Origin of the sequence: Sinorhizobium sp. 6-70 (genome assembly GCF_030124375.1) — a bacterium.
Lineage (GTDB): Bacteria > Pseudomonadota > Alphaproteobacteria > Rhizobiales > Rhizobiaceae > Sinorhizobium.
In genome coordinates, this window is sequence record NZ_JASKLS010000008.1 from 139,128 (window position 1) to 150,795 (window position 11,668).

The following is an 11,668-nucleotide window of genomic DNA, read 5'->3' on the forward strand; positions in this document are numbered from 1 at the left end:
CGGGCCGACTTAGTCTTACCGTGCCTTCGCCTTCTCATCGCCGGGCAGGACATACTCGGTCCCTTCCCATGGCGAAAGGAAATCGAAATTGCGGAACTCCTGCTTCAGTTCGACGGGCTCGTAGACGACGCGCTTGGCCTCGTCGTCGTAACGCACTTCGACGAAACCGGTCACCGGGAAGTCCTTGCGCAACGGATGACCTTCGAAGCCGTAGTCCGTCAGGATGCGGCGCAGATCCGGATGCCCGGTAAAGAGAATGCCGTACATGTCGTAGGCTTCCCGCTCGAACCAGTCCGCGCCCGGATAGACCGCAGTCGCCGACGGCACAGGCTCACCTTCGGCGGTTTGAACCTTTACGCGGATGCGCAGGTTCTGCCGCGGGGATAGCAGGTGATAGACGACATCGAAACGGTCCGGCCGCTGCGGCCAGTCGACACCGCAGACATCCACCAGGTTGACGAAGGCACACTGCACGTCGTCACGCAGGAACGTCAACAGCGCGACGACATGTTCTGCCGTGACCGTTACGGTCAGCTCGCCGAATTTGATCTCTGCATCGGCGATCAGCGCACCGCGCGTCTCGCGAAGATAGGAGGCAAGCTCGTTCAGGGCTTCACTCATCTTAAAGACCCCCTGCCCTTAGCGCTCGATCGTGCCGGTCCGGCGGATCTTCTTCTGCAGCAGAAGCACGCCGTAAAGCAGCGCTTCTGCCGTGGGAGGACAGCCTGGCACGTAGATGTCGACGGGCACGACGCGGTCGCAACCACGTACGACCGAATAGGAATAGTGATAGTAGCCGCCGCCGTTGGCGCAGGAGCCCATCGAGATGACATAGCGCGGCTCCGGCATCTGGTCGTAGACCTTGCGAAGCGCAGGCGCCATCTTGTTGGTCAGCGTACCGGCGACGATCATGACGTCGGACTGGCGCGGCGAGGCGCGCGGCGCGAAGCCGAAACGTTCGGCGTCATAGCGCGGCATCGACATCTGCATCATTTCGACGGCGCAGCAGGCAAGACCGAAGGTCATCCACATCAGCGAACCGGTGCGGGCCCAATTGATCAGCTCGTCGGTCGAAGTAACCAGAAACCCCTTGTCGGCGAGCTCGTTGTTGATCTCGCCGAAGAAAGCGTCATTGCTGCCGATCGGCTTGCCCGTCGCGGGATCGATGATCCCCTTCGGCTGCGGCGCAACGAGCGTGGTGCCGGAGGTCAATTCCATTCCAGCGCTCCCTTCTTCCATTCATAAATAAAGCCGACCGTCAGCACCAGGAGGAAGACCATCATCGACCAGAAGCCGAACCATCCCATGTCCCTGAACGAAACCGCCCAAGGGAAGAGGAACGCCACTTCCAGGTCGAAGATGATGAAGAGGATCGACACGAGATAGTAACGGATGTCGAACTTCATGCGGGCGTCGTCGAACGCGTTGAAGCCGCATTCGTAGGCCGACAGCTTTTCCGAATCGGGCGCCTTGAAGGCGACAACAAAGGGGGCGACCAAGAGTGCGAGGCCGATCACAAGAGCGATTCCAATGAAAATCGCGATCGGAACATAGGAACCGAGAAGTTCAGTCATTGTTATCCGTCCCTGCCTGCGGGAGAGCGCCGGAGAAGCGCGCTAGAACAACAAATCTCGCAGGCCGAAAAATATGTTGCAACGCCAGAGTGGTTAGCGCAGGCCGCGCCCGCGCGCAAGCCTTCAAGGGGCATTTAAACCGCTTCGCGACGCAAGGATAATGCGACATCATTCGGCGCGGCAGCGTCAAAGCGCGCGTTTGCGGGAGTGGACGAACTTTGCTGCAGATGATTGCGCACCGAGACACAATGCCGCAATGCAAAACGCAGAAATCCGCACCACCAGATCGCATCGAAAGACAGGAGAAATGGCGCGAGTGACGGGGCTCGAACCCGCGACCTCCGGCGTGACAGGCCGGCACTCTAACCGACTGAGCTACACCCGCGCATCATGGCCATGCGGCCATTATTACATCATCGGCACATTTTGAGAATGCCGCTGCTTTGCCTTTCAAGAGTGGCGCGAGTGACGGGGCTCGAACCCGCGACCTCCGGCGTGACAGGCCGGCACTCTAACCGACTGAGCTACACCCGCATCATCTTGACTAGGCCGGAGCGACTTTCGTGCGCCCCGCATCAAAACGGCCCTGCCGTTCGATGAGCGGCTAACTAAGCGGTTCGCATTTGGGTGTCAAGCGTGTTTGAAGACAAATCCGTGACGGAGCGGATTTTGATCCACAGCCCGCTTGGCGACACAGAATCCGGCACGACCCGACACGCCATGCGGCAAGCACCATCCGACATCTTCGCGTGCTTTCTCCTGCATGGCGATCGCCGCGTCTACCGGCCATGCGAGGCAAGCCCCTGCCTGAAGACAACCACCCATCCCGCGGGAAGTTGTCCACAAGCGATAGCAATACGCTCCGACGCGAAATCCGCGTTCACAAAAAAATTCGAAAAAACCTTGCAAATGCTCTTGCGGTTTTTCCCGGTTGCGCATAGATCACGCCCACCGACGCGGCGGACACGCTTGTTCGAAACGCGAGAGGGCGATTAGCTCAGTTGGTAGAGCGCCTCGTTTACACCGAGGATGTCGGGAGTTCGAGTCTCTCATCGCCCACCATTTCATCCCGACGCAATGACGAATTGAACATAATGGCGCAAGTTGCTGCCAAAGGGCCTCGCAGCGTCACGTTCCGCTGTACTGCTCAACCGTCACGTGTTCGAGCCAGTCAACCACCTTGCCGTCGAGCGCTTCCTGGATGGCGATGTGGGTCATCGCGGTATCCGGCCCGGCGCCGTGCCAGTGTTTTTCGCCTGGAGGAAACCACACCACGTCGCCCGCGCGAATCTCGCGTAGCGTCCCGCCCCAGCTTTGGGCCAATCCGCGGCCGGCCGTCACGATCAGGGTCTGGCCGAGCGGATGCGTGTGCCACGCCGTACGAGCACCGGGCTCGAAGGTCACCGTGACGACGCGAACGCGTGCCGGATGGGGTGCCTCCAGCACCGGGTCTTGCCGCACCGATCCGGTGAAATACTCTGTCGCGCCCCGCACCGAAGGTCGCGATCCACATTCGATGATTTCCATGCGTGGGTCCTCCATATTGTAGAACTCTTGGAACAACGCAACTCCGGACGGGAAACCGCTATAGACTTTTCCTGGAATCGCTCAGTCCGAGGCTGGGTGAAGCCGGCGCTTCGCTACAGCCTGTGAATGGTTACCGACGGGCAAGCGTCCCGCGCAACGTCGCAAAGGTGTTCGTGATGGGTAAGATAGATCACCTGTCCGACGCACGCCATGTCCGCCATCAGTTCGAAGGCACGGCCGGCGCGATCGTCGTCGAATGTTTCCATGATGTCATCGGCGATAAACGGCAGCGCCTCCCGGGCGGCGGCGACCTCGTGGTAGCCGGCGATTCGAAGAGCGAGATAGAGCTGGAACCGCGTGCCCTTCGAAAGATCGCCGGCGAGCTTCGAGCCGCCCGAGGCGACATTGGCGATCAGGAATTCCTGCCCCTTGTCCGCATGCGTGGAAAGGCCGGAATATTCGCCGCCGCTGATCTGCATGAACATCCGGGACGCCCGTTGCATCATGGCGCTGCGGTGGCGCTCGCGAAACAGCCGTAGCGCCTGCTCGGCCGCCATCACCCCTGCCCTCAATCGCAAATAGCCGATCGCCTTGTTCTCGATGTCGAGAAGCAGCGTTCGGCGCCGCTGCTCCAGTTCGGCAACGCTGTCCCCGCCTTCGACGTCATCGAGCGCCTTTTCCCTGGTCCGCACCTCCGCATGCAATTCGCTGACATCGCGATCTGCAGTGTCAATCGCTTCTTCCAACCTGGCGAGTTCGTGCCGCAAGGCCGTCTCGTCGACCGCTGCCAGCATCGCCTCGGCCTCATCACAGGTGCCGACGCCGAGCCGCGCGGCAAGATCGTCCTCGAGTTCGGCGAGCCTTTGCGTGAGTCTCTCCTGCTCGCGCGCGGCGTCCAGGCAAGCGCCGGCTTCGTCAAGCGTGACGCAGCCGAAGAAATCGAGCATGACCTGCTTCGCGCAGATGTGGAGCCGCTCCTCCGCGTGCACCCTTTGCAGGTCCTCTTCCATTCGCTCAATGCTGACGATCGCCGTCCCGCGGCGCTCCTGCTGCCGGTGAGCGAAACCGATCCGATCGCGCAAGGCGGCAAAGAGCATCAGGGGGTCACCGGCGCTATCCCGCAACCCGAATGCTTCGGCCAAACTTGAAACCGCCTCGGCAAACGCGATCTGGTCCTTGCGCATGCCTGCTATTCGGTGATCGAGATCGGCTTTGCGCTGCATCAGCTTGTCGAAGTCCTGCAGGACCGCAAGCATCGGCCCAATCTCGTTTGGATTTGGCCCTCGTGGATTTGGCTCTTGCGGATTTGGCGCTTGCGCATTTGGCTGCCCGATTTGTCCTGCGAGCCAGGTCCCTGCGAGCGCCTCGTGCCATTCACGCTGCCAGGCGGCCATTTCCGCCTCTGCGATCTCGAGCGTGATCTGCCGGTTTTCCAGTGATTCCGAGGTCCGGCGATGCTGTTCAACAGCGGCACGATGGGCGGCGGCGGCCGTCTGCGCCTCGGATATGACGCGCTCCGCCGCTGCGAGCAAGCCGTCGAGACGCACCGGCAAGTTCTCGGTCGCTCCAACGCATGCAAGCTCGTCCTGCAGTGCGCGAACCATTATCGCTTCTTCGTTGGCCGCCCGCTCGTGCTCAAGACGCGCCGCGCGCAACGCCGCCCGGACTTCGAGCGCGGCGGCGCGTGCCCCCAACCAGGCTTCCAGTTGCGGCAACGGGATGACGTAGGGTAACCCGCAGGCGCCGGCGGCTCGCCCAACTGCGGCGTCCAATTGCCCGCGTTCGCTGACCGCCATGCGTCTTTGCTCTTCAAGCTCGCACAGGCGGGCGCGGCGTTCGGTAATCGCGCACGTCAGGCCGCGCAACTCGGCGACTCGTTCCGCCTGCCCGAGCCGGAACGCGATTGCTCGGTCGTCCTCTTTCAGCAGCGTCTCGAAGGCGCCCGCAGTGACGTCATCCAGCCGGAGCCGATGCTCCTGCCAGGCAAGATCGCGCCGCAGGCGCAGCTCACTTGCGGCCGCGTCGTCCACGGCCCCGCCGAAAGAGTTGAGCGCCGCAAGACGCGCTTCGTCTCCGGCCTGGCGTTCGCTTTCGTCGGCAATCCTGGCGTCGAGACGCAGTCGTCGCTCTGCCTGCAACGCTGCTTCCGCCCGCCAGGCCTCGATCACGCCAGGCGCCGGGATGGAGATCGCCGCAAGCTCGTCGGCGCTTCCCTGGAACGGCGGCAACCCATCGAGGTTGTCGGAAAGTTCCGCCTCCAGGCGATCGATCTCCCGGCTTGCCGCCTGTTGCCGAAGCAGGCAGTCGCTCTGTCGCGCCAACCGCAGGCGTACCGCGAGATGGCTAAGGTCTCTCCCGCTTCCATCGAGCCGGGCGAGCTCCCGCTCGGCCTCCTTCCATTGCCGCTTCGCTTTCCCGACCTCCTCACGCGCGGATAAAAGCCTCTCGGCGAGCGTCGCGTGACGCCGTACGAGATCCTGCAGCCGGGCGCCGGCTGCGGCAGGCAGAAGAAGAGCGGCCGGATCGGGATGACCTTTTTGACCGAGGCGGACGAGACAGGCCTCGATACCGGCCGACGTGACGGCAAGCTCCTCGATACGAGACGGCATGTCGCGTGCTGCCGTGAGATAGCGCGCGTCGAGCGCCGTTTCGCGGAGCATGTCGAACCGCTCGGCAAGCGTCAGCGCCAGCTCGTCCAGAGGCAGGACTTCCAGTTCTTCGCGTCGGCGCCGCAACTCTTCGTTCAGCTGCGAAAACCGGGCGGCGATTTCCGCTTCCGTTTTGCGGAGCGCCGGCAGGTCGCTCCACCATTGCGACGGCGGCAGCGGCAGAGCTTCCTGGCGGGCGAGATCTTCCCGCACGCTGCGAAGCCGGCCGAGAAGTGGCATGCAGTCGAGCTGTGCGCGTGTGCGGTCCCGGGCAACGCGCAGTTCCGCGCGCCGAGCCGACGCGCTGTCATGGCGCTCACGGGCACTTGCCACCGTCTTGCGAAGCGACGCGTATTCGCGGGCGTTGATGTCGATCGCGTTACGCTCGGCCTTCAGTGTGTCGAGCGCGCCCCTCAGTTCGGCGAGTTCGTGCTTGCGTCCTTGCGGCCTGTAGAAGGCATCTGCCTCGGCACGCAAGGTCGCCAATACGGCGCCGCTGTCCGGCAGGCCGGAACTCGCGGAAAACAGCAGCGAGCCAAGCTCGCCCTCGCTCTTCAGAATGCTTTCACCGCCCTGCTCAATGCTGTCATCGTCCAGCGAAAACATCGTGCGATAGGTCGCGCGATCGATAGAGCCGAGGGCGGCCGAAAAGAGATTTTCCGGCAGCGGCCGCTCGTCGGGGCCAATCAGGCTGTTTGCATTGCGCTTGATGCGATAGGCGTGATGTCGCCGGCCGGCGGTTTCCACGATGCCACCGACGCGCATCGTCTGATAGGGATGCAGAAAGCCATAGGGACTGAGGCGCTCGATCCCGAAAAGCAGATCGAGGAAACCGGAAAACAAGGTCGACTTGCCGGCCTCGTTCGGACCGTAGACCAGATGAAAGTCCGGTTGCCCGGAGTTGGCTTTGCCCAAATCGAGGCTGCGCGCGGTGAACTTTCCGTAGCGCACCAGATCGAGTTGCTGAAGCCGCATCAGTCGCCACCCTTGGCGGCGCCGTGGAGATGTGCCAGCACATCTCCACTCCCCACGAGGCCGGCATTCACCACCAGTTCTTCAAGCGCGTCTTCATCGGGCGCCAGCGCCTGTCGCAACTCGGGCGGCAGCTGTTGCAAGAGCTCTTCGGCGACAGCTCTTATTTCTTCGCGAAAGCCGAATGCCGGCAGCACGTCGCTTTCGACGAGCGAAGCGAGTTCTTCCACCGGCTCCCGCGACGGCCGATCGTCCTGCGCTCGCGGTTCCCGGCAGAGAAGGTCGATTTTCTCCACCCAGCACCCGCTGAGCCCGGCAGAAATGTTTGCGAGTTCGGTTTGCAGAAGGTCCGCGTCCCTTTTCAGACGCCAAGCCAGCAGAGAGCTGCCTGTCAGCGATAAGCGCAGGATGAGATTCTCCGCCGATATCTCATGCCGCAGACGGGTGAGAGCGCGGGTCACGAGATCCAGTACGTCGCGCCACTCCCCCGCGCCCGTGATATCCACGGATAGCCGCTCGAACACGGCCGCACCGATCGGCCGCTCCTCTATTTCGATACGCCCGTCATCGTCGATCGTGACGAGGGTTACACCTTTGGCTCCCGCTTCGTTGATGTCGCGGCCCTGCGGCATGCCCGGCATGACGATGAAGGGTTGCTCGCTGTGCACCTGACGCTGGTGGACATGGCCGAGCGCCCAATAGTCGAAACCGTGCCGTTGGAGATCGGCGACGCTACAAGGCGCATAGCGATCATGCCCCGGCGAGCCGGAAAGGCTCGTGTGCAGCATGGCGATGTTTGTCGCGTCGGCGACCGGCGGATGAAATGACGGCAGGAGGCTCTCCGCTGCGTGCGGATTGGCGAAGCTCACCCCGTGAATATGAACCGTTCTGCCGCTTGCCAGTGTCTTGGCAAGCATCGGCTTGCTTCGCCCCTGGAAGACGTGAACCGACGGCGGCAAGGTCAACTCGCGCGTCACCTGGGACTGAGCGTCGTGGTTGCCGCGAATGACGAAAGTCCGGATACCGGCCTCGTCCAGACGACGCAGTTCACTGGCGAGGAAAAGCGCGGTGTTCATGGAGGTCTGGCTGCCATCATAGAGGTCGCCGGCAATCAGCAGCGCGTCGACACTTTCGGCGATGCATAGATCGACGATGCCTGCCAATGCGCCGCGGGTTGCTCCGCGCACGAGGTCGGCGAGCTCCCCATTTCTGAGAGCCAGGCTGCGCAAGGGTGAATCGAGGTGGAGATCTGCGGTGTGGACGAAGCGGAAGGGCATGGCCGACCATGGCCCGACGCAGCCTCGCCCGTCAATGGCACCAACCGGTCGGCCACAGCTGATCACACGGCCAGTGTCGTCGGCGATGATCGCGTCCCGTGGCCGCCCTGCGCCAAGCCTGCACGATCCAGCTCACAGTTTCCCCGCTGACCGTACAAACGCCGTCGACAACCGGGCCGTTTCCTTCCGCTGAACCAACATGCCTTAAGAATTAGGAGGTTTTTGTCGACAAATGTGCCAATTGTAACTATGAATAATGTTACTGCCATTTGACATGGCACCTCAACATATACCTATGAAGGTTCATGAAGAAGACATTCGAAGTTTCCGACAAGCTGTTCGAACTTTATCATCGCGTTCATCGACTGGTGAACGAGTCGATGACGGAGGAAGGCGTATCGCTTGCCCGAAGCAAGTTCCTGTTCTTTCTGAGCAAGCTCGGTCCTTGCCGATCCACGGATATCGCCTGTGCGCTCAACTTCGCGCCGCGGACCGTCACCGAGGCCATCGACGGACTGGAGCGTGACCGTCTGGTGATGAGGAAGCCTGATCCGGAGGACCGCCGCGCGAAGATCGTCTCGATCACCGAGACCGGCCGGGTCGTGCTCGAAGCGGCCGAACATCCGCGCAAGCAGCTCATCGAGGAAATCTTCTCGGCGCTCGACGACGAGCAACTCGACCAGCTTTACGACATCGTCAGCAAGCTGGTGGAAAAGACCGACGAAATCCGCAAGCGCAAGGAAGAGGCCGAAGAGGCAGAGGTGGCCGTCGCACGCTAAGCACGCGACGCCGCCAAGCCCGAAGAAACAGTAAGGGGCCGGGACGTCATGTCCCGGCCCCTTATGTTTTCTCCAGGCGTTTGCGCTTACATCGCGTCGATGGCGCCGATGGAGAAGAACAGGGTTTCGCCGGAGGAGTCGTCGACGCCATCGTTGTCCGTCACGACATAACCGTTTCCAGCCGCGTCAACGGTAAAGCCCTCGACCTTGTCGACGACGTAGCCGTTGAGAGCCTTGAGCTCCGGAATGAGATCACGCACCTCTTCCTTCTTGACGACCGGCAGTTCGCCGCCGAGCGCGGCCGGCTTCAGGTCGGCAAGCGCGATGCGGTAGAGCTTCTTCAGCTTGGCCGCTTGCCCGATCAGGTTGTCGCGCTCGATGACGTACGCATAGTCGCCATGGACGGCGATTTCCGAAAGGCCGACCCAACCTTCTTTCGACCTGTCGAGCGGATAGCGCACGGCGCCCCACTCCTTGCTCGCCGGCTTATAGGAGACGAGTTTGACGAAGCCCTTCTCGTCGTCCTTCCATTCACGCTGGACTGCCATCCAAAGGACTTGGCTGTCCCCTTCGCCCACCGTCGTAATGCCCTCGAAGCCATAGCGGGTCTCGTTTGCACGCAGCTCTGCCGGGATCGCGATCTCCTGCTTGATCTCGCCTTTCTTGTTCACGTGGACGAGCGCATGGCTGTAGAGCTTGTCCGCATCGCCTTCGGAGGCGAGCCAGAAGCCGCCTTCGCCGTCATTGGCAACGCCTTCGATGTCGAGCTTCTGGGCAGGAGCGCCATCGCGGGTGATCCGCAGCGCTTCCGTGATCAGAGCGGGCTTCTGCGTAGCATCGATCGTAAAGATCGTCGGCTGCGACGAAAATACGGAGTCGCTGACAGCGCGCAGGAAGCCCGGCTTCTCTGCAACTGCCGCCAGGCCGGAGAGCGCCCCGAAACCTATCGGTAGGCCATCCTTCTCCGCCGAGCGAATTTGCGGATAGGCCGGCTCGCCCTCCCCACGTTCATAGATCATCACGTGTGCCCGCGCACCGCCGTCCTCGACGAGGTCCGTCTCGTTGGCGGTCGCAAACAGGTTGCGGCCCGGAATGGCAACGGCGCCCTCGGGTCCAATTCCGGACGGCAGGAGTTGCAGCAGTTCCGGTTCGCCGCCAGTATCCTTGTAGACGCCGACGATCGAGGCGCGCTCGGTGAGCACGAAGAAGAGCTTGTCCTCGCCATATTGCGCCAACTCCATGCCTTCCGGCTCGACACCCTTTGCCGAGGACCGCTTCTCGGGGTAGTGGCCGATTGCCGCGATCGCGTGTTCGAAGGCTGCACCGGATTCAAAGAGCACCTTGCCGGTCGTATCGAAGATGGTGAAGCCGCGCGCGCCGCCTTCGTAGTCACCCTCGTTGGCAACGACCAGACGGTTGTCATCGAGCCACTTCACGGCATCCGGTTCCCGCTTCACGCCGGCCTGCTCGCCGGTGAACGAGATAGTGCCATTGCGCTTGGTGTCGATGTTCTTGAGATCGACCGTGCCTGCGGAGAAATGCGTCTTTACGCTCCCGGACTTGCCGTCGATGATGACGATGTGATTGTTCTCCTGCAGCGTCAGGGCGATTTCATCCTTGCTGTTGAAGGCGACGAACTCCGGCTCCGGGTCTTCGCCGGCTATCTCGGCGAGACCGGTCAGCGCCACATGCTTGATGCTCGAGCAATCCGCGACGCCGTCCTTCAGCGAGAGGACGACGAGATCGCCGGCCGGCATCTGCGGAATCTTCCCGCCGTTCACTTCCTCGTCACGCTCGTTCTCGATTGCGATGGCGGCAAGCGTCTTGTCCTTGTTGACCGCAACCGAGTCCGGCTGGCCGCCAAGGTCGCAAGTCGTGTCGATCTTCTTCGTCGCGAGGTCGACGACAGCGACGAGGCCGGAGGGCTTCGTAAAGCTTTCGCGCGTATTGACGGCAACAAGCGCCTTCGCGCCAGCGACTGCAACCGACGTCGGCTCGCCATCGAAAGATACGATGCCGCCTGCCTTCGGTCCCCTGGCATCGGTGATGTCGATGAAGCCGATGCGCTTTCCGGGGCTGTCGGAATAGATGAGCGTGTTGCCGTCTTCGCTTGTCGTTATGATTTCGGCCGAGGTCGCGGCTTTGCGATCCGCCCCTTCCGGCAGATTGTCCGCGACGGCAAAGGATGCGACGCGGTTGAAAACCTGTTCCGCATGGACAGCTGATGCCGTCGATGCGGCGAGCGCTGCCGCCAATGCTGTGGTGATTGAAAATGTCTTCATGTGTCCCTCCATGTCGCGACACATGGGCAAATAGCCCCTGCCCTGTGCCGCTGTTGGCATCCGGAATCGCCCGATCGTCTCACGCGCCGGATGGGAGGCTTGTGCAACCGTCGTGTAACAGCTCAATGACACGAAGGTAGAAACGAAAAGAGGCCCGGGCGAACCGGGCCTCAATTGATCTGCTTGCTTGCTTCCGCCATCAGGCGGCGCCGCGGCAGATGAAACATGAACCTCCCTGCTGCCTATGTTCTCACAAGGGAAACGGCACGACAGGGTGCAGTGAGATGTTCGCTGGGGTTCTGGAACCCGCAAACACCAGATTAGTTGACAGCGTCCTTGAGGCCCTTGCCGGCCGTGAACTTCGGCACATTGCGGGCCGGGATGTCAACTTCCGCGCCCGTGGACGGGTTGCGGCCCTTCGAGGCTTCGCGACGGGTCACGGAGAAGTTGCCGAAACCGACGAGGCGGATATCGCCGCCGCTCTTCAGTTCAGCCTGGATGGTCTCGAAAACTGCATCAACTGCAGAAGACGCATCGGTCTTGGAAAGTCCGGCCTTCTCAGCAACCGCAGACACGAGCTCATTTTTGTTCATGTTTCCACCCCTTTCA

General features: G+C 61.9%; 9 protein-coding genes and 3 tRNA genes. 2 read left to right on the forward strand and 10 right to left on the reverse strand.

Annotated elements, in window-relative coordinates; genetic code table 11:
* Positions 1-15: 15 nt before the first annotated feature.
* The 5 genes from QN222_RS17180 to QN222_RS17200 form a co-directional block, all read right to left on the reverse strand.
* Positions 16-621 (reverse strand): NADH-quinone oxidoreductase subunit C, encoded by a 606-nt coding sequence (locus tag QN222_RS17180; protein ID WP_283963096.1) that lies wholly within the window; start codon positions 619-621, stop codon positions 16-18.
* A gap of 18 nt (positions 622-639) precedes the next feature.
* Positions 640-1,218: an NADH-quinone oxidoreductase subunit B family protein gene (locus tag QN222_RS17185; protein WP_180940769.1), complete on the reverse strand. Its 579-nt coding sequence runs from the start codon at positions 1,216-1,218 to the stop codon at positions 640-642.
* Positions 1,209-1,574 (reverse strand): NADH-quinone oxidoreductase subunit A, encoded by a 366-nt coding sequence (locus QN222_RS17190; protein ID WP_283963097.1) that lies wholly within the window; start codon positions 1,572-1,574, stop codon positions 1,209-1,211. The genes QN222_RS17185 and QN222_RS17190 overlap by 10 nt, the downstream gene beginning before the upstream one ends.
* A 308-nt stretch (positions 1,575-1,882) precedes the next feature.
* Positions 1,883-1,959, reverse strand: a tRNA-Asp gene (locus QN222_RS17195).
* A gap of 72 nt (positions 1,960-2,031) precedes the next feature.
* A tRNA-Asp gene (locus QN222_RS17200) sits at positions 2,032-2,108 on the reverse strand.
* Positions 2,109-2,560: 452 nt separating this feature from the next.
* Here QN222_RS17200 and QN222_RS17205 point away from each other — a divergent pair.
* Positions 2,561-2,636, forward strand: a tRNA-Val gene (locus QN222_RS17205).
* Positions 2,637-2,702: 66 nt separating this feature from the next.
* Here QN222_RS17205 and QN222_RS17210 read toward each other — a convergent pair.
* The 3 genes from QN222_RS17210 to QN222_RS17220 form a co-directional block, all read right to left on the reverse strand.
* On the reverse strand, positions 2,703-3,101 hold the full coding sequence (locus tag QN222_RS17210) for a cupin domain-containing protein (RefSeq protein ID WP_283963098.1): 399 nt from the start codon (positions 3,099-3,101) through the stop codon (positions 2,703-2,705).
* Positions 3,102-3,214: 113 nt separating this feature from the next.
* Complete coding sequence (locus QN222_RS17215; RefSeq protein ID WP_284005508.1) at positions 3,215-6,724, reverse strand: AAA family ATPase; 3,510 nt, start codon at positions 6,722-6,724, stop codon at positions 3,215-3,217.
* On the reverse strand, positions 6,724-7,998 hold the full coding sequence (locus tag QN222_RS17220; RefSeq protein ID WP_283964488.1) for an exonuclease SbcCD subunit D: 1,275 nt from the start codon (positions 7,996-7,998) through the stop codon (positions 6,724-6,726). The genes QN222_RS17215 and QN222_RS17220 overlap by 1 nt, the downstream gene beginning before the upstream one ends.
* Positions 7,999-8,303: 305 nt before the next feature.
* Between QN222_RS17220 and QN222_RS17225 the strand changes: the two genes are divergently transcribed.
* On the forward strand, positions 8,304-8,777 hold the full coding sequence (locus QN222_RS17225; RefSeq protein ID WP_283964487.1) for a MarR family transcriptional regulator: 474 nt from the start codon (positions 8,304-8,306) through the stop codon (positions 8,775-8,777).
* 86 nt (positions 8,778-8,863) lie between these two features.
* On the opposite strand, the gene QN222_RS17230 is transcribed toward QN222_RS17225, so the two are convergent.
* Positions 8,864-11,059: an esterase-like activity of phytase family protein gene (locus tag QN222_RS17230; protein WP_283964486.1), complete on the reverse strand. Its 2,196-nt coding sequence runs from the start codon at positions 11,057-11,059 to the stop codon at positions 8,864-8,866.
* A gap of 320 nt (positions 11,060-11,379) precedes the next feature.
* Positions 11,380-11,652 carry a DNA-binding protein HupB gene (gene hupB / locus QN222_RS17235; RefSeq protein ID WP_180940763.1) on the reverse strand — a complete coding sequence of 91 codons (273 nt, stop codon included), beginning with the start codon at positions 11,650-11,652 and terminating at the stop codon, positions 11,380-11,382.
* Between the last annotated feature and the right edge of the window lie 16 nt (positions 11,653-11,668).

Excerpts from the sequence above, each read along its gene's own strand:
- hupB (WP_180940763.1), bottom strand. The coding sequence starts at position 11,652 with ATGAACAAAAATGAGCTCGTGTCTGCGGTTGCTGAGAAGGCCGGACTT.
- QN222_RS17180 (WP_283963096.1), bottom strand. The coding sequence starts at position 621 with ATGAGTGAAGCCCTGAACGAGCTTGCCTCCTATCTTCGCGAGACGCGC.
- QN222_RS17210 (WP_283963098.1), bottom strand. The coding sequence starts at position 3,101 with ATGGAAATCATCGAATGTGGATCGCGACCTTCGGTGCGGGGCGCGACA.
- QN222_RS17215 (WP_284005508.1), bottom strand. The coding sequence starts at position 6,724 with ATGCGGCTTCAGCAACTCGATCTGGTGCGCTACGGAAAGTTCACCGCG.
- QN222_RS17230 (WP_283964486.1), bottom strand. The coding sequence starts at position 11,059 with ATGAAGACATTTTCAATCACCACAGCATTGGCGGCAGCGCTCGCCGCA.
- QN222_RS17190 (WP_283963097.1), bottom strand. The coding sequence starts at position 1,574 with ATGACTGAACTTCTCGGTTCCTATGTTCCGATCGCGATTTTCATTGGA.
- QN222_RS17220 (WP_283964488.1), bottom strand. The coding sequence starts at position 7,998 with ATGCCCTTCCGCTTCGTCCACACCGCAGATCTCCACCTCGATTCACCC.
- QN222_RS17225 (WP_283964487.1), top strand. The coding sequence starts at position 8,304 with ATGAAGAAGACATTCGAAGTTTCCGACAAGCTGTTCGAACTTTATCAT.
- QN222_RS17185 (WP_180940769.1), bottom strand. The coding sequence starts at position 1,218 with ATGGAATTGACCTCCGGCACCACGCTCGTTGCGCCGCAGCCGAAGGGG.